The sequence below is a fragment of the Pseudomonas fragi genome, assembly GCF_025426255.1.
GTDB classification, from domain to species: Bacteria; Pseudomonadota; Gammaproteobacteria; order Pseudomonadales; family Pseudomonadaceae; genus Aquipseudomonas; species Aquipseudomonas kulmbachensis.
The window spans coordinates 2,579,796-2,599,279 of record NZ_CP104861.1 but is presented as its reverse complement, the minus strand read 5'-3'; the positions used below and the strand labels follow the sequence as shown (position 1 = coordinate 2,599,279).

The 19,484-nt window shown below is 55.9% G+C and carries 17 protein-coding genes and 1 pseudogene; 9 read left to right on the top strand and 9 right to left on the bottom strand.

The window, feature by feature from the left end:
* Positions 1-48 precede the first annotated feature (48 nt).
* On the bottom strand, positions 49-1,023 hold the full coding sequence (gene hemB / locus N7D90_RS11780) for a porphobilinogen synthase (RefSeq protein ID WP_261742321.1): 975 nt from the start codon (positions 1,021-1,023) through the stop codon (positions 49-51).
* Positions 1,024-1,219: 196 nt separating this feature from the next.
* On the opposite strand from hemB, the gene N7D90_RS11775 reads away from it, so the two are divergent.
* The 3 genes from N7D90_RS11775 (at position 1,220) to N7D90_RS11765 (ending at position 4,759) form a co-directional block, all read left to right on the top strand.
* The gene (locus N7D90_RS11775) at positions 1,220-1,516 is read left to right on the top strand and encodes an ArsR/SmtB family transcription factor (RefSeq protein ID WP_019822791.1); all 297 of its coding nucleotides are present in this window, start codon (positions 1,220-1,222) and stop codon (positions 1,514-1,516) included.
* A gap of 54 nt (positions 1,517-1,570) precedes the next feature.
* Complete coding sequence (locus N7D90_RS11770; RefSeq protein WP_261742320.1) at positions 1,571-2,581, top strand: zinc-dependent alcohol dehydrogenase family protein; 1,011 nt, start codon at positions 1,571-1,573, stop codon at positions 2,579-2,581.
* Positions 2,582-2,887: 306 nt separating this feature from the next.
* Entirely contained in the window at positions 2,888-4,759 is a 1,872-nt protein-coding gene (locus tag N7D90_RS11765; protein WP_261742319.1) for a DUF3857 domain-containing transglutaminase family protein, read from the top strand.
* 63 nt (positions 4,760-4,822) lie between these two features.
* Here N7D90_RS11765 and pgm read toward each other — a convergent pair whose 3' ends face one another.
* On the bottom strand, positions 4,823-6,463 hold the full coding sequence (gene pgm, locus N7D90_RS11760; RefSeq protein ID WP_261742318.1) for a phosphoglucomutase (alpha-D-glucose-1,6-bisphosphate-dependent): 1,641 nt from the start codon (positions 6,461-6,463) through the stop codon (positions 4,823-4,825).
* A 195-nt stretch (positions 6,464-6,658) separates the two neighbouring features.
* On the opposite strand from pgm, the gene eco reads away from it, so the two are divergent.
* Complete coding sequence (gene eco, locus N7D90_RS11755) at positions 6,659-7,141, top strand: serine protease inhibitor ecotin (protein ID WP_261742317.1); 483 nt, start codon at positions 6,659-6,661, stop codon at positions 7,139-7,141.
* Positions 7,142-7,259: 118 nt separating this feature from the next.
* Here eco and N7D90_RS11750 read toward each other — a convergent pair whose 3' ends face one another.
* From N7D90_RS11750 to N7D90_RS11730, 5 genes are all read right to left on the bottom strand, one after another.
* Positions 7,260-8,408 (bottom strand): PQQ-dependent sugar dehydrogenase, encoded by a 1,149-nt coding sequence (locus N7D90_RS11750; protein WP_261742316.1) that lies wholly within the window; start codon positions 8,406-8,408, stop codon positions 7,260-7,262.
* A gap of 459 nt (positions 8,409-8,867) precedes the next feature.
* Entirely contained in the window at positions 8,868-9,326 is a 459-nt protein-coding gene (locus N7D90_RS11745; protein ID WP_261742315.1) for a hypothetical protein, read from the bottom strand.
* A gap of 246 nt (positions 9,327-9,572) precedes the next feature.
* A complete protein-coding gene (gene hdeA, locus N7D90_RS11740; RefSeq protein ID WP_261742314.1) occupies positions 9,573-9,887 on the bottom strand; it encodes an acid-activated periplasmic chaperone HdeA in 315 nt (104 codons plus the stop codon).
* A 242-nt stretch (positions 9,888-10,129) separates the two neighbouring features.
* Positions 10,130-11,167, bottom strand: coding sequence for a zinc-dependent alcohol dehydrogenase family protein (locus tag N7D90_RS11735; RefSeq protein ID WP_261742313.1), 1,038 nt, complete (start codon positions 11,165-11,167; stop codon positions 10,130-10,132).
* 143 nt (positions 11,168-11,310) lie between these two features.
* Positions 11,311-11,586 carry a DUF2798 domain-containing protein gene (locus tag N7D90_RS11730; RefSeq protein WP_261742427.1) on the bottom strand — a complete coding sequence of 92 codons (276 nt, stop codon included), beginning with the start codon at positions 11,584-11,586 and terminating at the stop codon, positions 11,311-11,313.
* Positions 11,587-11,716: 130 nt separating this feature from the next.
* Between N7D90_RS11730 and N7D90_RS11725 the strand changes: the two genes are divergently transcribed.
* The 4 genes and pseudogenes from N7D90_RS11725 to N7D90_RS11710 all read left to right on the top strand — a co-directional run bounded on the left by N7D90_RS11725 (position 11,717) and on the right by N7D90_RS11710 (position 16,648).
* Positions 11,717-12,667, top strand: coding sequence for a LysR family transcriptional regulator (locus N7D90_RS11725; protein WP_261742312.1), 951 nt, complete (start codon positions 11,717-11,719; stop codon positions 12,665-12,667).
* A 739-nt stretch (positions 12,668-13,406) separates the two neighbouring features.
* Positions 13,407-13,637: pseudogene (locus tag N7D90_RS11720) on the top strand (site-specific integrase); the annotation flags it as partial.
* Between the two features lie 12 nt (positions 13,638-13,649).
* The gene (locus N7D90_RS11715; RefSeq protein WP_261742311.1) at positions 13,650-15,236 is read left to right on the top strand and encodes an ABC-F family ATPase; all 1,587 of its coding nucleotides are present in this window, start codon (positions 13,650-13,652) and stop codon (positions 15,234-15,236) included.
* A gap of 224 nt (positions 15,237-15,460) precedes the next feature.
* Positions 15,461-16,648 (top strand): MFS transporter, encoded by a 1,188-nt coding sequence (locus N7D90_RS11710; RefSeq protein WP_261742426.1) that lies wholly within the window; start codon positions 15,461-15,463, stop codon positions 16,646-16,648.
* Position 16,649: 1 nt separating this feature from the next.
* Here N7D90_RS11710 and N7D90_RS11705 read toward each other — a convergent pair whose 3' ends face one another.
* Both N7D90_RS11705 and N7D90_RS11700 read right to left on the bottom strand, forming a co-directional pair.
* Positions 16,650-17,681, bottom strand: coding sequence for an alpha/beta hydrolase family protein (locus N7D90_RS11705; RefSeq protein WP_261742310.1), 1,032 nt, complete (start codon positions 17,679-17,681; stop codon positions 16,650-16,652).
* 158 nt (positions 17,682-17,839) lie between these two features.
* Positions 17,840-18,451, bottom strand: a complete 612-nt coding sequence (locus N7D90_RS11700; protein WP_261742309.1) for an FMN-dependent NADH-azoreductase — start codon at positions 18,449-18,451, stop codon at positions 17,840-17,842.
* A gap of 124 nt (positions 18,452-18,575) precedes the next feature.
* Between N7D90_RS11700 and N7D90_RS11695 the strand changes: the two genes are divergently transcribed.
* On the top strand, positions 18,576-19,484 hold the full coding sequence (locus N7D90_RS11695; protein WP_261742308.1) for a LysR substrate-binding domain-containing protein: 909 nt from the start codon (positions 18,576-18,578) through the stop codon (positions 19,482-19,484).

Here is a 19,484-nt window from a genome sequence, read left to right as displayed (position 1 = left end):
GCGGCCAGTCAGAAGCAAGTCTCTAACTGGCCGTTTTAAGCTAACCGCTTAGATGCCCTGCAATGCCAGGTCCATCGCAAAGTAGGTCAGGATCATGTCCGCACCGGCACGCTTGATCGAGCCCAGGCTCTCACGCACAACCCGTGCTTCGTCAATGGCACCGGCCATGGCGGCGAATTTGATCATCGCGTATTCACCGCTGACCTGATACGCGGCCAGAGGCAGATGCGAGGCCTGACGGATGTCGCGAATGATGTCCAGGTAAGCACCGGCTGGCTTGACCATCAACACGTCGGCGCCTTCCTGTTCGTCAAGCAACGACTCGCGAATGGCTTCACGACGGTTCATCGGGTTCATCTGGTACGACTTGCGATCGCCTGTCAGCGCGCTGCCACCGGCTTCACGGAACGGGCCGTAGAGTGCTGACGCAAACTTGGTCGAGTACGCCATGATCGAGGTGTCGATAAAACCGGCACCATCCAGTGCGCTGCGGATTGCCTGCACCTGACCATCCATGGCAGCGGATGGTGAGATAAAGTCTGCACCTGCAGCGGCGGCAGCTACCGCTTGTTTGCCCAGGTTGATCAGGGTCGCGTCGTTGTCGACACCGTGGTCGTGCATCACGCCACAATGACCGTGGGAGGTGTACTCGCAAAAGCAGGTGTCGCTCATCACGACCATGTCCGGTGCGGCATCCTTGCTGATACGTACCATGCGCGAAACCAGGCCGTCTTCACGCATGGCATCGCTGCCGGTGGCATCCAGATGGTGAGAAACACCAAACAGCATCACCGACTTGATACCCGCACGGGCATAACGCTCGATTTCACCGGCCAGCTTCGACTCAGGAATCCGCATCACCCCCGGCATGCTGGTGATCGGCACGAAGTCGTCGATTTCTTCTTCGACGAAAATCGGCAGCACCAGGTCTTTGAGGCTGAATTCGGTTTCCTGGAACATGTCGCGAAGGGTCTGGGAGCGGCGCAAGCGGCGCGGACGAACAGCGGGGAACTGGTTAGGCATCATGGTTCCTGATGGGCAGATTCAAAAAACAAACGAGCCTTGGCCAAGGCTCAATGGCGAAACAAATACAGGATTGAACCTGCAATTGCAAAACATCCGCCCGGTCTGCGGCCGGTTGTCGCGGGGGATTTCTTGTGGGAATGCTGGAGTTGAGTACCGGTTGAACATTTCGTAAAAAAGCGTAGCATGGCCACCCATGATTCTCGAACAGCTTAAAGCCCTGGGCAATGACACTCGCATGCAAATGATGGAGTGGCTCAAAGACCCGCTCAGCAATTTCCCGCCTCAGGATCACGGTGATCCTGCGATTGGCGTATGCGTGACCCATTTGCAGCACAAGGCCGGGCTGTCACCTTCTACCGCTTCGGCGCACCTGGCCATTTTGCAGCGTGCCGGGTTTGTCCTGACCACCCGCATCGGCAAATGGACCTACTATCGACGCAATGAACAGGCGATCGACGACTTTGCGGCTAGGCTGAAAATCGAGTTGTAATTTTTACTTATACATTTCGTTATTTCGCGCAATGTAAAAATATGAGGAAGCCCCATGAGCACTAAAGCAATCTTCGTCCAACCCGGCGGCGGTTATCAGAATGTAGTGGTTGGCAGCAGCGAAGCGCGTGCCCCCGGTATCGGTGAAATCACTGTACGTTTACACGCTAACTCTCTGAATTATCATGACTTTGCAGTTGTAAGCGGCATGTGGGGGCCGAGCGAAAAGCGCATCCCCATGGCCGATGGCGCGGGCGAAGTGATTGCCGTTGGCGCTGCGGTGAGCGAGTTCAAGGTTGGCGACTCGGTAGTCAGCACCTTTTTCCCGGACTGGATCGACGGCACACCGCTGGTTGAAGGTTTTGTCACCGTCCCCGGTGACGGCATTGACGGCTACGCCCGTGAGCAAGTGACCGCCCAGGCCACTTCGTTCACCCTCGCTCCCACCGGCTACAGCCATGCCGAAGCATCAACCCTGACCACCGCAGGCCTGACCGCATGGCGCGCGCTGATGGCTGATGACGCCCTCAAGCCTGGCGACACGGTATTGGTACAAGGCACCGGCGGGGTTTCGATTTTCGCCCTGCAATTCGCCAAAATGGCTGGCGCCACGGTGATAGCCACCTCCTCCAGCGACGAGAAACTGGAGCGCCTCAAGGCGTTGGGCGCAGATCACGTGATCAACTACCGCAAGGACGCCCAGTGGGGCGAAACTGCCCTGGCCCTTACTGGTGGTCGCGGTGTCGATCACATCATTGAAGTAGGCGGCCCAGCGACCCTTGAGCAATCGATGATTGCGATTCGGGTGGGCGGCCACATTTCAATCATTGGCATCCTCAGCGGCGTAACCGGCGCAATGAACTTCGTGCCGATGCTGATCAAGCAAGTACGCCTGCAAGGCGTGCTGGTCGGTAGCCGCAGCCAGCAGCAGGCCATGGTTCGTGCGATCAATGCCAACGGCATGCGCCCCGTGATCGATCGTCATTTCCCGCTGAGCGAGATTGTCGAAGCGTTCAAGTACCAGGAAACCAACCAGCATTTCGGCAAGATCATTCTGGACATCTAAGCCCTCACTTAAGCGAGCGGTACTGCTGTGGGAGTGAGCCTGCTCGCGAAGATCTTTACTGGATAATCACGACGCTCTTGAGGCCTTCGCGAGCAGGAGCGCTCCCACAAACACCCCCTCCCCACAGCGTAAAAACCTCGACAAAGGCTCTAGCACGGGCCTTTTGTCGATATTTATTGTCTGACAATGTAGAAAATACAGTTGCGATCAATTATCATCCGCGGTTCGCGCAGCACCCTGTTACTCCACTTAAAGAAAATCAAAACGTCGCAGGGTGCTGTTTAAAGGGAATGACCTGAGGCGCTCATGCACCGCTTTACTTTCAGCAAATCATTGATTTGCGCAACATTGGGGATTATCAGCCTGCCGTCTTTCGCGGCGTTGCAACCAGAATCAGAGGCTGCCTTGGCGGGCGAAACCCAAAGAGCCTGCCATTTCAACAAAGATACCAGCACCGATTGCACCACGACCTACCGCTACACCATCCTCACCAACAATGGGCGAGAGATGCTGTCGCGTATTGACTTCAGTTTTCCCGAGACAGATCAACTGGAGATCATCGACGCCCAATCGACACAACCCGGTGCCAAGCCGGTGGCACTTGCCCAATCGCAAATCGACACGCGCATGGCGCCCAACCCGGATCAGGGCTTTTTACGGGCCAGACAAACCTCGATTGCTTTCCCGAACCTGCGCATTGGCACCCGGATCACTTACACCGTGCGCGAGCATACGGCGGCAAAACCGCTGATGGAGCACTTCCATTACCTGATGATGTTCGGCCCTACCCCTGTGCGCTCCGATGGGTTCAAGAGTACTTTTACCGCCGAGCAGCCGATTGTCTGGCGCAGTGAGCTGATGGAAGACTTCACGTTCACCCCGTCTGCAGACAACAAGACACTGGTGATCGAGCAGAAAAAACCGCGTTTCGTGAATTACATCAATGAAGCCGGGAACGCCTATATCCGTGAGATGCCACGGGTTGAAATCGGCAGCTCAAACCAGGTGCAGGAGTATTTTGGCAACCTGGCCACACGCTACAACGAAATTCTGGCTGCCAAGCTGCCTGCTAACGCCGCCAAAGCCGTGTCTGGCCTCAAGGGTTTGCCGCCCGCGCAACAAGTGTCCGGTCTGATGCAATTTATCCACGATCAGTACCGTTATCTGGGCGACTGGCGCGCCACAGATCGCGGCTATGTGCCATTTACCCTGAGTGAAATCGAAGAGCGTGGTTACGGCGACTGTAAAGACCTTTCGATACTGCTGACTGCCATGTTGAAGGCCAGCGGCATCCAGGCTGAAACCAGCTGGGTCAGCCGCGGCAGCAATCCGTTGGGTCTGCTGCTGCCTGGCACCAGCTCAGCGAATCATGCAATCGTCAGGGCCCAGGTCGACGGCCAGGTCTGGTGGCTTGACCCAACCAACCCGGTGTTCTTGCCGGGTCGCAGCATGCCCGACATCCAGAATCGCTGGGCGTTGGTCGTCGATGCCGAAGGCAAGGTGCGTCAGGATCACATCCCCGAAGCAGCACCGAGCCTGAGCATGGCCGTGAAGAAGTTCGAGCACTTCAACCGCGATGGCCAGGCACGCACCACCGCTGAAGTCGAAATGGGCCAGATGACGCTGATGCAGCTCAGCTATGCCGACACCGACTCAGGGGTTTCCGCCACGGATCTGAACTTGTGCAATCACTTTGGCAAGGAAATCAGCGACTGCAAGATCAGCCGCGAGAAAACCGGCTTTGTGGTGCCCGAGCGTTACAAGGTACACGCCACCCTGACTAATTTGCGGGCACTGGAAAACCTGTCCGGGCAGCAAATCTACAAGCCGGCGTTTATGAGCGAGCGCTGGGACAGCCTGATGAACTATCGCCGCACCGGGCAACTGGCTGATTTGTATATGGCGGATCCGGAGAAAGTCACCTACGACATCACGTTGTCAGGTGCCAGGGTTGGCAAACCAATCAACACCTGCTCCGTGAGCTCGCCGTGGTTTGATATGGAACTGAGCAGCAAGCGTAACAAGGATGAGTATCGCTACCTGTACTCCATGACCCAAAAGCACAGTTGGTTAAGTCACGACGAGATCATGAGCGCGCCGTTCGAAGCGATGCTCCAGCAAGCCCGTGCCTGCAACGAAAAGATGCAGCAAGTGGTGCAACTCAACAGCAAGGGCTGATAGCGGCTGGATCACCCACAATCAGCCTGACCCCATTGCGGGGTCAGGCTTTTTTTTGGGTTGTCAGGCGATGGCAGTATCTACCAGCACTTGCGCTTCCTCGACCAGGCGGCTCAGGTGCTCGTCACCGATAAAGCTCTCGGCATAGATTTTGTAGATGTCTTCGGTGCCCGAAGGGCGTGCTGCGAACCAACCGTTTTCGGTCATTACCTTAAGCCCGCCAATCGCTTGGTCGTTGCCTGGGGCATGGCTGAGGATCCGGGTAATGGCTTCACCGGCCAGGCTCGTTGACTTGACTTGCTCGGGTGACAACTTGCCGAGCAGGGCTTTCTGCTGCGGGGTAGCCTTGGCATCGACACGGGTCGAGAACGGCAGGCCCAGCTCTTCAGTCATTTTCTGGTACAGCTGCGAAGGATCACGGCCAGTACGAGCGGTCATTTCTGCGGCCAATAGCGATGGGATCAAGCCATCCTTGTCGGTCGACCAGACGCTGCCGTCCAGACGCAGGAACGAAGCCCCGGCACTTTCTTCTCCGCCAAAACCCAACGAACCTTCGAACAGGCCGTCGGCAAACCACTTGAAGCCTACCGGCACTTCATACAGACGGCGCCCCAGACGCGCAGCAACGCGGTCAATCAAGCCACTGCTGACCACGGTCTTGCCAACCGCAGCATCTGCGCGCCATTGCGGGCGGTTCTGGAACAGGTAGTCGATGGACACAGCCAGATAGTTGTTCGGCGCCAACAAGCCGCCTGATGGCGTAACTATGCCGTGACGATCGTGATCCGGGTCACAGGCGAATGCCACGTCGAAACGCTCTTTAAGCCCGATCAGGCCCTGCATGGCGTAGCTGGAGGACGGGTCCATGCGGATCCGGCCATCCCAGTCCACGCACATGAAGCGGAACGTCGGATCGACCGCGGTGTTCACCACTTCCAGATTGAGACCGTAGTGTTCGCCAATCGCCGACCAGTAGCGCACACCGGCGCCACCCAGCGGGTCGACGCCCAGACGCAAATTGGCACCGCGCAGGGTGTCCATGTCGATCACGTTTTTCAGATCGGCAACATAGGTGTTCAGGTAGTCATGGCGGTGCGTGGTGCTGGCCTTGAGTGCCTGCTCATAGCTGATGCGCTTGACCCCGGCCAGTTTGGCCGCCAGCAGTTCATTGGCCTTGGCTTCGATCCATTTGGTGACATCGGTATCGGCCGGGCCACCGTTAGGCGGGTTGTACTTGAAGCCACCGCTTTCAGGCGGGTTGTGCGACGGTGTAATCACCACGCCATCTGCCAGGCCGGTGGAGCGGCCACGGTTGTAGCAGATAATTGCGTGGGAAATGGCTGGCGTCGGGGTGTACTCGTCGCCCGCGGCAATCATGGTTTCGACGCCATTGGCGGCAAACACTTCCAGGGCGCTGGCACCGGCTGGGGTCGACAGTGCGTGGGTGTCGATACCGACAAACAGTGGGCCGTTGATACCCTTCATTTGACGGTAGAGGCAAATGGCCTGGCTGATAGCCAACACATGCCACTCATTGAAGCTCAGCTCAAACGAACTGCCACGGTGCCCGGAAGTACCAAAGGCGACCCGTTGCGTGGCGATCGCTGCATCGGGTTGACCGGTATAATAAGCGGTCACCAGTCGCGGTATATCGACCAGCAACTGAACGGGAGCCGGTTTGCCCGCAAGAGGACTGAGTGTCATGCAAAACCTCGGGAAATTAATGATTCGGAGGAAAAAAAACAGTTTACTGGCAGTTCGACATTGGCGAGAAGCAATCTATCCACGCCACGTGCTCTGTTTTGCACTTTAATGCACTATTCGTTGTCTGATATTGATCCAGACACGTTGTTTAATTCACCTGGGTATACATTTTTAGTTCTGAAATAAGGAAGCAGCATGAAACCACTGGTGATCAGTGCAGCCGTATTACTCTCCCTGAGTACGCTGTGCAGCGTGGCCAACGCCGCCAAACTGGAAGACGTCGCCCCCTACCCTAAAGCCGAAGCGGGCTTTAGCCGTCAGGTCATTCAACTGCCAAAACAGAAGAATGAAGACGACTTCAAAGTACAAATCATCGCGGGCAAGACCTTGCAGGTCGACTGCAATCAGCAGCGCCTGGGCGGTAAGCTGGAAGAAAAGACCCTCAAGGGCTGGGGCTACCCGATGTATCGCCTGAGCAAGGTCAGCGGCCCCATGAGCACCATGATGGCCTGCCCTGAAGGCAAGGCGCATCCCGAGTTTGTGCCGGTCGTGGGTGAAGGTTTCATGTTGCGCTACAACAGCAAGCTGCCAATCGTGGTGTACGTGCCCAAGGGTATCGAAGTGCGTTACCGGATCTGGTCGGCCTCCAAGCAGATCAAGCAGGCTGTGAGCGAATAAGCACTGCCTGATTTGTTTCCGTGGGAACGGGCTTGCTCGCGATGAAAGCACCGCGCTATCTCGGATCAACCGCGTTACCGGTGTCGCGAGCAAACCACTCCTACAAGATTACTGGGTGCTACTGCAAACCCACGCGATACAGCACGCCATCGTCCTCGTCGGTCAACACATACAAATAACCATCCGGGCCTTGGCGTACGTCGCGGATACGTACCTTGAGATCACCCAGCAAGCGTTCCTCATGCACTACCTTGTCGTCGCTCAGTTGTAGCCGGATCAGCTCTTGATCTGCCAAGGCGCCAATAAACAGGCTGTGCTGCCAAGGCTTGAAACGGTCCGAGTCGTAGAAGGCCATGCCACTGATGCCGGGCGACCTCTCCCATACGTGATGCGGGCCAAGTGTGCCTTCGGCGGTTTTGCCCTGAGCTTCGGAGATCGGCAGTGAAGAGTAGTCAACGCCGTGAGTTGCCAGCGGCCAACCATAGTTTTTGCCGCGCTCGATCAGGTTGATTTCATCTCCCCCCTTGGGACCGTGTTCGTGTGTCCACAAGGTCCCCGTCCATGGGTTCAGCGCAGCGCCCTGTTGATTGCGATGCCCGTATGACCAGATTTCCGGCCTCACGCCTTTCTGGCCGACAAAAGGGTTATCGCTGGGGATACGTCCGTCCGGGTAGATGCGCACAACCTTGCCCTGTAACTTATCGAGGTCCTGCGAGGTCGGGCGCTGGTTGTTTTCGCCCAGGGCAATAAACAGGTAACCGTCACGGTCGAACACCAGGCGTGAGCCAAAGTGATTGCCGGTAGACAGCTTGGGTTGCTGACGAAAAATCACTTCAAAGTTGCTCAAACGGGTCAAGTCATCCGACAAGCGTCCGCGGCCAACGGCGGTTCCCGCTTTTCCATCTTCCCCTCCTTCGGCGTACGACAAATACACCAGTCGGTCTTCGGCAAAGCTTGGCGACAACACCACATCGAGCAGGCCGCCCTGCCCTTTGGCCCACACCTTTGGCACCCCCGATAGCGGCGCCGATAGTTTGCCCTCAGGGCTTACAACGCGCAGGTTACCTGGGCGTTCGGTCACCAACATGCCTTGTTTGTCAGGCAGGAAAGCCAGCGCCCACGGATGATCAAGCCCTTCTACGATCGCAGTTGCGGTAACCGTTCCAGCCTCGGAAGCAAACGTCTTCTGCGCATCGGCCTGAACCGATAACGTAACGTTGAGCAGCGAAGCGGCGCACAACGTGGCCAGCAAGGTTTTTCTCAACATCAGTCATTCCTTGTTCGATTATGGTTTGTCTCGCGGTTGTAGCGACGGAGCGGTCGGTTTGAGGGTCTGAGGGGGCGCTTGGTTTCGCTGGTAACCATTGCCTATTCTGCCGTTGTCGATGCCCTGGTTTGGCTGCATGGGGACGGTCGACGGTCCTCTTGGGCCGGGCACTGAAGGTCCCGAGCCCTGACGGCTGTTGGGATTTATGCGCTGGATGACATTATTCGCGGGTGGGGTATTGGTTAACGGGGTGTTTTGCGCCATCAGCGCGCTGCGGTTAGTTGGCGTTGAGCCATCCGTGACATTTGAACCCGCTTGCGCCTGGAAGGTAAGTATCCCCCCTATCAGCAGCAAAAGACTGAATTTAACCGTATGCATCACACCCTCCATTTCTGGTCGACCTTAAACCTTTGATGGCCCTGTGAGTGACAGGTTCGGTTTCACGGTCAAATAAACGTGTCAGGTGTCGATTTCAGGGCCAATCTCGATCACTGTTGACTCTCGCGCTTGCGCCAGAAGCGCCTCGCGGCAAACTTGATAGCAGTCTTCGATATGGCCATTGCCGACCATTTTCATCACCCCGAAGCTGATGGTGGCAGCCACCGCCTGGCCCACAAACGGGACGAAGCGAATCACTGACTTGGTCGCCACTTTGGCGCCCATCTTGCGTACCAGCGACATGACCAGCGTTCGGCTGATGAACTTGCCGATAACTTCACTGCCAATACCGGTGACAGCCACGATAATCAAACGTTTCGAGCGCGAGTCCATTTGCTCGATCTGATGCGGGGTTAACCCGAATTTACCGTTGATCGCGGGCAACATCTCAACCAGTAGCGCCACATCAGTGCCAATATCGAGGCCCGGCAGCGGGATTGCGGCGGCACCTGCCGACACTGCGGAGCGTTTGGTGACCATGGACCTGCACTCGTCACGAATGCGATCAAGTTCGGCTAATGATCTGATTAACATAGAGTTCCCCGACAGTTAGAGATAAAACCAGCGTAGTCTACTACGCCCTTCTGACCAGCAAGGCAGGCCTGTCTTTATATAGAGGGGTAACCGGGCAGGAAATTCACAACAGCTGGGGAGTTTTTAGCCGCAGGTGGGCTCAAGCATAGGGGCAGCCTGTACTCTTGCGAAGTACAGGCCTGGGGCGCGAGGTTATACGTCTTTTTTGACTTTGGCCCATTCAGCCTTGAGCTTGGACACGAAAGATTCTTTTGGGGTTTCCTTGCAGGCAGTCACCACCAGCGGGGTGATTTTAGCGATGCCGTCTACATCCAGTACTGCATCTTCAACTTTGCCTTTTTTGTTAATGGCTTCACCCAAACCCACGGCGGTCGGCTGGAAGCTTTCGTCCACCGCCAGGAAATCAGCGCACGTCCACTGTGCGACGGGTTGTTTGGTTTCAGCCTGAACCAACGAAGACAGTGCAACCAGACCCACAGCGCCCACAAACAGAATGTGCTTCTTCATATATAAATATCCCTATTTTCAAAGATTCAGTAACATGTGTTCTGCCGCAAAGAACATAGTATCGAATGTTGTGTCTGTCAAAAAAACAACCAACTTATCAGCAACTTCATCGCCATGCGCCGACCTGATAATATTTAACACTCAACATCAAGCCACACCAACTCGCGCGCGATAACTTTATAAGCTCGCCCCTGATTCAGCCATCTGCTCACCCAGCCGGCTGGGTGGTAATGCGTTTGCTTTTATTGAGAAAGAATAACTTTCATCGCCTTCTCCTTTGCCGCGTTCCCGAACACCTCATATGCCTGGAGGATGTCAGACAGTGCAAAGCGGTGAGTAATCAACTTGCCTGCATCGATTTTTCCGGATTGCACGGTTTTCATCAGCATGGGCGTTGTATTGGTGTTGACCAGCCCGGTTGAAATAGTGACGTTTTGAATCCACAGTTTTTCCAGATGCAGCTCAACGCTTTTTCCATGAACCCCAACGTTGGCGATACTCCCGCCCGGAGCGATCACCGATTGACAGGTATCGAAGGATGCCGGGATGCCTACCGCTTCAATTGCAACATCTACCCCGACCCCTTGGGTCAGCTCGAAAATACGCTCAACCGCATTTTGCGTATTGATATCGACGACATCTGTAGCTCCAAAGCGCAAGGCGACTTCGAGCCGATTGGTATCGCCATCCACCATGATCAACTGAGCCGGAGAGTAAAACTGTGCAGTCAGCAGCGCAGCCATCCCTACTGGGCCCGCACCAACGATCACAACACTGTCACCCGGCTTGACCTTGCCCGCGAGTACGCCAATTTCAAACCCGGTGGGCAAAATATCGCTCAGCATTACCAGGGCTTCCTCATCCGCGCCTGCCGGCACCGGATACAGGCTGTTATCGGCATGGGGAATACGCACATATTCAGCCTGGGTGCCGTCAATCAGATGCCCCAGGATCCAGCCGCCATCAGCACAATGGGAATACATCTGGCGGCGACAGTTGGCGCAACTGCCACATGAGGTGATGCATGAAATCAGGACATGGTCACCGGGCTTGAAATTGCGTATGGCCGAGCCGACTGCCTCTACCACCCCTACCCCTTCATGACCCAAAACTGTGCCTTGGGTAACTTCTGGCACATCGCCTTTGAGAATGTGCAAATCCGTACCGCAGATGGTGGTGTGGAGGATTCGTACAATGGCGTCAGTCGGTTTATCAATGACCGGCTTTGGGATATCGGCCCAGGCTTTTTCGCCAGGCCCCTGATAGGTGAGCGCTTTCATGATGGCTTTCCTTTACCGGATCAAAAATCATCAACAGCTGCCACTCAGGTGCACCCCTCACGGCAGCCCTCAAAATCATTGATGCAGTTAAGCAGCCTTTTTCAGGCGCGCCCTTGCCGCAGGTCACAAAAAGCGTTTCCTGACTAGCGGTGCGGATGAACCGTGAAAAATACCAGCTTGGTCACAATTGGGCGTACCACCAGAATGCACAGGAACGCGACAGGCATCGCCAACTGATAGGCATGCAGCGCATTGCTTAGGAAATTACCCTCAATCCCGGAGTTTGCTGCAGTGATCACCAGCGACATCAAAAACGCCATGATCGTTGCCATGTAAAAAGCGAACACGTACGGCGTAGCACGTGCTGTGAGCTTGAAACGTGTCGTAGAAGCGGTATCGGAAGATGCTTTTGATGTCATGACAGGCCCTTTTAAGCGTTGAATTTCAGGAGGCATGAACCTTAACAAGATCAAAAACAGGCAACTAGACGCTTACGCATAGTTACTTTATAAAGAAAAACTTACGAATAGCCTTTGGGAGCCAACCAACGTGAACCTGTTAGCGGCGATTGCCTGCTTTATCAAAGTGGTAGAAACAGGCTCCATCGTGGGGGCAGCCAAAAACCTGGGGGTTAGCGCACCAGCTGTGAGCCAGACCATCAACCGCCTGGAAGAGCATCTGGGGGCGCGTCTGCTACAACGCACCACGCGCAGTATGGCGCTGACCGAAAACGGTGCGCTGTACTTCGCGCGGGTGCAGCGCATTGCTTCAGATCTGGATTCGGCACAAATGGCCATTAGCACTGGCGAAACCGAGCTTCAAGGACGGCTGTGTATTGCAGCGTCCTCCGCCTTCGGGCGGCATGTATTGGCGCCATTGATTGCCGGTTTTGCTGAACGCCACCCGCGCCTGGCCCTTGAGCTGCGCACCACCGATGGCAAGATCAATCATATTCAGGATGGGATCGACCTGAGCCTGCGGATCAAACCGCAACTGGAAGAAGGCATCGTAGCGCGCAAAATTGCTTCAATCCCTTTTGTAGTTTGCGCATCCCCAGCCTATCTGGAGCGCGCCGGCATCCCGCGGACCCCTGAAGAACTCCAGCAACATGCCTGCCTGGCCTTTCGCTACCCGTTGGACGGACGGCTGTTGCGCTGGGGGTTTATTCGCGAGGGGGAGCACTATTACGCAACGTTGAATTTCACCGCGATCAGTGACGATATCGATGCGCTGGCTCAAATGGCCATCCACGGCGCCGGGATCGCACGTCTGGCCGAGTTCGTAGCTGCATCCTGGATCGAATCAGGCCAACTGGTTGCCCTGCTTGAGCACAGCCATGAATCGAGTGAATCTAGCGCCGAACCGCTGGATATATATGCCTGTGTTCAGGATCGCGCAGCCATAACTGCCAAAGTTAAAGCGTTTATGGATTACTTGACCGAGCATCTGGGCCAGCGCTGGCCAAAGGAAATTACCGTCAGCGCCCAATCGAGTGCATAGCCATGTTTTAGAGCGCACTAACGTGGTGCGCAACTCATATGGATTACATTCATAATTTAATGCATTCGAAACGCGCTATAAGCCTTTAATTTTTAATATATTTACGTTATTCATCGAAAATAAACCTGCTCAGACACATTTCTTATTTATAACGCTCTGTTACACTCATGTCATAATGCCATTTATGGAAGAGTCATATGACCGTAACAACTAAGCGTGGCTGGAAATGGGCATACCGCAAGTTGCGCGATCTGCACTGCTCGCGCGCTTCTGCGGCCTACAGGGCTGCCCTTTACGTACTCCGCGGCGATACGGGCACCTTTATATGTGAAGTAACGCACAAAAAAATTCGAATAAACCGTTGATCGGCCTACTGTAAAGTTATTGGGCAGCATCTCGTGTGAGGCTTGTTAAAACCAACTCTTACTTGAGGCTGTTGCTTACAAGACAGCAACAAGTCAATTAACTAAAAAGAATATACTTATTCTTTTATTATCAGTCTTGGCCAACACAGCTCTGGCTCACAGGTGCCAACGGCGTACCACAACGCCGCTAGCGCCACCCAGCATCAGATGCTCTCCTGCAGAATCCAGCTCGCCCCCGCCTGTCGGCATCGTTCATGGCATAGCTGGATGGGCAGTAGAGAATTACCCTATGGCTCCTTGCGTCACAAATGAGCCTACCCGGTAAATAAACCCCTGTTTTGCGCCACCAAAGGCATCTTGCCCAAGAAAAGCCGGGGATACGCTACCACCTGCCATATAACTGTCGTCACACCTATGCGACAATATGCTCAATGTCCGGCATGAATCCCGCCTTTATTGCTCAGCAACTTGGCCGTAGCGTCCAAATGTTGCTCTTTACTTATGCGCGCTGGCTTAACCCTAGCGGTGATCGGGATGAGATGGAAAAGCTCTTGAATGGCCCAGGATTGGCCCAAGCGACAAAAGCACACCGCGTAACTCCTTGATAGGTAACCCCTTTGATCTCCACAGCTAACATCACGATGCAGTTCGGCGCAAAGCCGCTTTTCGAGAACGTTTCCGTAAAATTTGGTGCTGGTAACCGTTATGGCCTGATCGGTGCCAACGGTTGCGGCAAGTCCACCTTCATGAAAATCCTCGGCGATGATCTTGAACCGTCTGGCGGCCAGGTCATGCTGGAGCCGAACGTGCGTCTGGGTAAATTGCGCCAGGACCAGTTCGCTTACGAAGAATTCACCGTTCTCGACACCGTGATCATGGGTCACGAGGAGCTGTGGAAGGTCAAGGCCGAGCGCGATCGCATCTATTCGCTGCCGGAAATGACTGAAGCAGACGGCATGGCCGTTGCCGAACTCGAAACCGAGTTTGCAGAAATGGACGGTTATACCGCCGAATCCCGCGCTGGCGAGCTGCTGCTGGGCCTGGGTATTGGTATCGAACAGCACAACGGCCCGATGAGCGAAGTGTCGCCGGGTTGGAAGTTGCGTGTTCTGCTGGCTCAGGCGCTGTTTTCGAACCCTGAAGTACTGCTGCTCGACGAACCAACCAACCACTTGGATATCAACACTATCCGCTGGCTGGAAAACATTCTGACTCAGCGCAACAGCCTGATGATTATCATCTCTCACGATAGGCACTTCCTGAACAGTGTCTGCACCCACATGGCTGACCTGGACTACGGCGAACTGCGTCTGTTCCCGGGCAACTATGACGAGTACATGACTGTCGCCACCCAGTCGCGCGAGCAACTGCTGTCGGAAAACGCCAAGAAAAAGGCTCAGATCAACGAGCTGCAAGCGTTCGTCAGCCGCTTCTCGGCCAACGCCTCGAAATCCAAGCAGGCCAGCTCCCGTGCCAAGGCGATCGACAAGATCACCCTGGCCGAGGTCAAGCCTTCGAGCCGTGTCAGCCCGTTCATCCGCTTTGAACAGAACAAAAAACTGCACCGCCAGGCAGTCATGGTCGAGCACATGGCCAAAGGTTTTGATGGCAAGATTCTGTTCAAGGACTTCAGCTTCACCGTTGAAGCCGGCGAGCGCGTCGCGATCATTGGCCCGAACGGTATCGGTAAAACTACCCTGCTGCGCACTCTGGTCAACGAACTGACCCCGGATGCCGGTACTGTGAAGTGGACTGACGCTGCGGAGCTGGGCTACTACGCCCAGGACCATGCCCACGACTTCGAAGACGACATGACCCTGTTCGACTGGATGGGCCAGTGGACTCAAGGCGAGCAAATGGTACGTGGCACCTTGGGCCGCATGCTGTTCTCCAACGATGACATCCTCAAGTCAGTCAAAGTGATTTCCGGTGGTGAACAAGGTCGCATGCTGTTCGGCAAGCTGATCTTGCAAAAGGCCAACGTGCTGATCATGGACGAACCAACCAACCACTTGGATATGGAATCCATCGAAGCACTGAACCTGGCACTCGAGAACTATCCGGGTACTCTGGTATTCGTCAGCCATGACCGTGAGTTCGTATCCTCGCTGGCCACTCGTATTATCGAGCTGAGCCCAAGCGGCGTGATCGACTTCAGCGGCACCTACGATGACTACCTGCGCAGCCAAGGCGTTGTGTTCTGATTTCAGACACCCCGTATCGCTAAGCAACTAGTCGTAACGAAAACCCCGTCCTGGTGACGGGGTTTTTCGTTTTAAGACGGGTTACCTGACAAACCGCAGCGCCTGCATCGCGAGCAAGCTCGCTCCCGCAGGTTTTGTGGGAGCGTACATAGTTAGCCTGCTTTCATTTATCCCGACGCCGCGCCATCATGCCGATCATCGATCGTCAGCCGGATTATGTGCTTATGCCTGCGCAACACCCCTCCCCCACGAGCTCCCTGTCGGTCACCCTGCAAATTTTGTCGATCGTGTTTTACACCTTCATTGCGTTTATCTGCATTGGCCTGCCGATTGCCGTGCTGCCGGGCTACGTACATGACCAACTGGGCTTCAGCGCCGTGGTCGCGGGGCTGACCATCGCTTCGCAATACCTGGCAACGCTGCTCAGCCGTCCCTCGGCCGGGCGACTGGTAGACAGCCTCGGGACCAAGCCCGCCATCGTCTATGGCCTGATCGGGATCGCCATAAGCGGTGTGCTCACCTCCCTGGCAGTGGCGCTTCAAGGCTGGCCTTTGCTGAGCTTGTGCATTTTGATTGTCGGCCGGGTTTTTCTCGGCATCGCCCAAGGCCTGATCGGTGTCGGCACGATCAGTTGGGGGATCGCCCAGGTCGGCTCTGAACACACCGCCCGGGCAATTGGCTGGAACGGCATCGCCTCCTACGGCGCTATCGCCATTGGGGCACCGCTGGGTGTGGTGATGATCGACCAGTTGGGCTTCGCCAGTCTGGGGGTGACCCTGCTACTGCTGGCTCTACTGGCGTTGCTGCTGATTCGCAAAAAACCATCCATACCGATAATCAGCGGCGTACGTCTGCCCTTTTGGTCGGTGTTCAGCCTGATTGCCCCGTACGGCATCAGCCTGACCCTGGCCTCCATTGGCTATGGCACGCTGACCACGTTTATTACCTTGTTTTATATCGATCGCGGTTGGACAGGGGCGGCCTATTGCCTGTCGGTTTTCGGCGTGTGTTTTATTCTTGCGCGGCTGATTTTCACCAATAGCATCAATCGTTTTGGCGGCTACAGCGTGGCGATCGGCTGTATGAGCATCGAAGCCGTCGGCCTGATATTGCTGTGGCTGGCACCCTCGACCAGCTATGCCCTGATTGGCGCTGGTCTGACCGGCTTTGGCCTGTCACTGGTGTACCCGGCGCTAGGCGTTGAGGCAGTCAAGCAAGTGCCGGTCTCAAGCAGAGGCGCGGGGCTAAGTGCTTATGCGGTGTTTTTCGATTTGGCGCTGGCCATTGCGGGGCCGATCATGGGGGCCATTGCGCTGAACATGGGTTATCCGTGGATTTTCTTCAGCGCGGCAGTGATGTGTTGCATGGGCTTGCTGTTGAGTCTGGGGTTGGCGCGGCGCGCGGCTGCTTAGATCACTGGTCGGCAGTACGCATTCCAGTGTGCGGGTGGGCCTGCAAAGTCTTGCTGAAAAACCGGCCCGCCTCGTAAATCAGGTCGCGATGGATATCCTCTCGATCAACCCCTTGGGCATCCGTACACAAACCAGGCATTGCGGCCATTTGCTCATCGTTGCACGGCGCCATAAATACAAAATGCCCGGCACCGGGAATCACTTTGAACTCTGGTTCTGTCGGGAGCTTGCGCGCCAGAGCATCGGCGTTTTTATCGGGAAACACCAGTTTGTCGTTTTCGCCGCTGTACAGCAGCACAGGCACATGCACATCTGCCAGTGTTTGCCTGCCGAACATCAAGCTCAGCGGCGCCAGCAGCAACAGTGAATGCACTCGAGAATCAGCCACAGGCACAAGGTCATCGCGGTCAGCAATCAACTCACCCTTTGTCGTGCAGGCATCATGGTCATCCGGGCGCTCCTGGCAGTAGCGCCGCAAACGGTCCAGATCAGGCTGGGCGCCAGACAGGATCAATGCGGTTTCCCCTCCCGCCGAATAGCCGATCACCCCTACCTGGTCGTCGTAGACATAAGGTGACAAGCTGCGGTCAGCCAATGTCGCGCTGATGGCCGCCGATATCTGCATCGGTCGCCCATAAAGGTTGCTCAGAGTGCCCAGGCGACTGTGGTCTTTATAGTTGTCACCAGGATGCAACACCGCCACCACTACAAAGCCCTTACGCGCCAGTGACGTGGCCAGGTCATGCAATGCCAGAGGCGTGCCGGTGTTGCCGTGAGAGAGCATCAGCAGCGGGTAGCGGCCCATTGCAATCTTGGCGTCTTCAGTGGCCTCGACCTCATAGCCGCCCATTTTCGTCAGCCCTTCGGCTTCCCTGGAAGGATAAAAGGCGATGGCGCGCATGGGCTGCTCATCCAGCGGGTCGAGAAAATTCAGGCGATGAAAACCCACGCCCCACTGGACCGCGGGTTCGGCCTGCACCACAAGAGGGCAATATGCCAGCAGTAATCCCAGTACCACACATAAACGCATCATCGATGCTCACCTTGGCTAGCGTGTGACTTGCAACCGGCAATGCCAGAGCGTTGACCCTCAACTCTGCATAATCCAAGCCAAACGCAAAAAACTCCGTACTCTGGTCATTTCTAGACGTCCAGAGTACAGAGTTTAGCTGTTGCCGCGGTTCAGATAACTTACGCTGCGCTGAACAGATCCTGCTTAATGTGCGCATGAGCATCGTTCATCGCTTTGCTACGCACGTCGTCGCCATAGGCCAAGCCGTGGGCGCGCACAAACTCGATGTCAGTGATCCCCATAAAGCCCAGCATCACTTTCAAGTAGTCCTCATGGGCCACACCTGTCGCCTGGCCAGCATGCAGACCGCCAGAGGTCGACACTACGATTACCTTCTTGTTGCCACACAGGCCTTCAGGGCCGGCTTCGGTGTAACGGAACGTCTGGCCGGCAACCGCAATACGGTCGATCCAGGCCTTGAGCTGGGTTGGAATGGTGAAGTTGTACATCGGTGCCGCGATCACTACCGCGTCAGCCGCCAGAAATTGCGCCAAGGTGTCAGCACTCAATTGCGCTTCGTGCTTTTGCGCCGCATCCCTCAACTCGGCCGGTGTGCCAGCAGCCACCAGGGTCGCGGCCGAAAAATGCTCAATGGCCTCGCTAGCCAGATCGCGGTAACTGACGACAACTTGCGGGTCGGCAGCCTGCCAGGCCTGGACCACTTCACGGCTCAACTGACGCGAAGCCGAGTTGTCGCCCAGAATGCTCGAATCGATATGCAAAAGTTTCATGGTGATCTCCAGATGAGGACCGCACTGGGCGATCTGATGGAGGTAATGCTACCGATGAAAGCAATCGACGATAAGTCAGCCATCGTGCGATAGTTCGTCCTACCTGTAGGACAGTGAGCACGCCATGCAAGACCTGAATGACCTCTATTACTTCGCCAAGGTTGTCGAAGCCGGTGGCTTTGCCGCGGCTGGCCGCCTGCTGGGCGTTCCCAAATCACGCCTGTCGCGCCGGGTCGCCGAACTGGAAGAACGCCTCGGCGCCCGCCTGCTGCAACGCACCACCCGCCAGCTCAAACTGACTGCGGTGGGTGAACGCTACTTGCGCCATTGCCAGGCCATGCTGCTGGAGGCCGAAATGGCCGACGAGGCTGTTGCCAGCATGTCCAGTGAACCACGCGGGCGCCTGCGTGTTACGTGCCCGGTGGGCCTGGCCCATGAATTTATGCCCGGTGTAATCAGCTCGTTCCTGCTGGCCTACCCCCTGGTACAACTGGAAGTCAGCCTGCTCAACCGGCGCGTTGACCTGGTCACCGAAGGCATCGATGTGGCCTTGCGCGTGCGCGAAGAAGGTGATGAGGACCCGTTGCTGGTGACCCGGCGGCTGCGTCAGGCCCGCACCGTGATGGTGGCTACCCCCGAGTTTGCCGGCAAGTGGCCTGTCAGCAATCCTGACGACCTGAAAAACGTCCCGTTGCTGGGAGCGCTCGAGGCGGATCGTATGGTCCACTTGCGCATGCTTGATGAACACGGCAAGGACTGCAATCTGGTACTTGAAGCGCGGCTGGGGATTGACGACTTTATCGTGCGCAAAGCCTGCACCCTGGACGGTCTGGGCTTCACCGTGCTGCCAATGATGTATTGCGAACAGGAACTACAGAATGGCCAGCTTGTTCAACTATTGCCAAAATGGACCTTGCCCGGTGGCTGGCTGCATGCGGTCTACCCGCATAGACGCGGAGTGATGCCTGCGGTCCGGGCCTGGATCGATCACTTGGTCGAATCATTCGAAAGCTGTGGAGACAAACTGCTATGA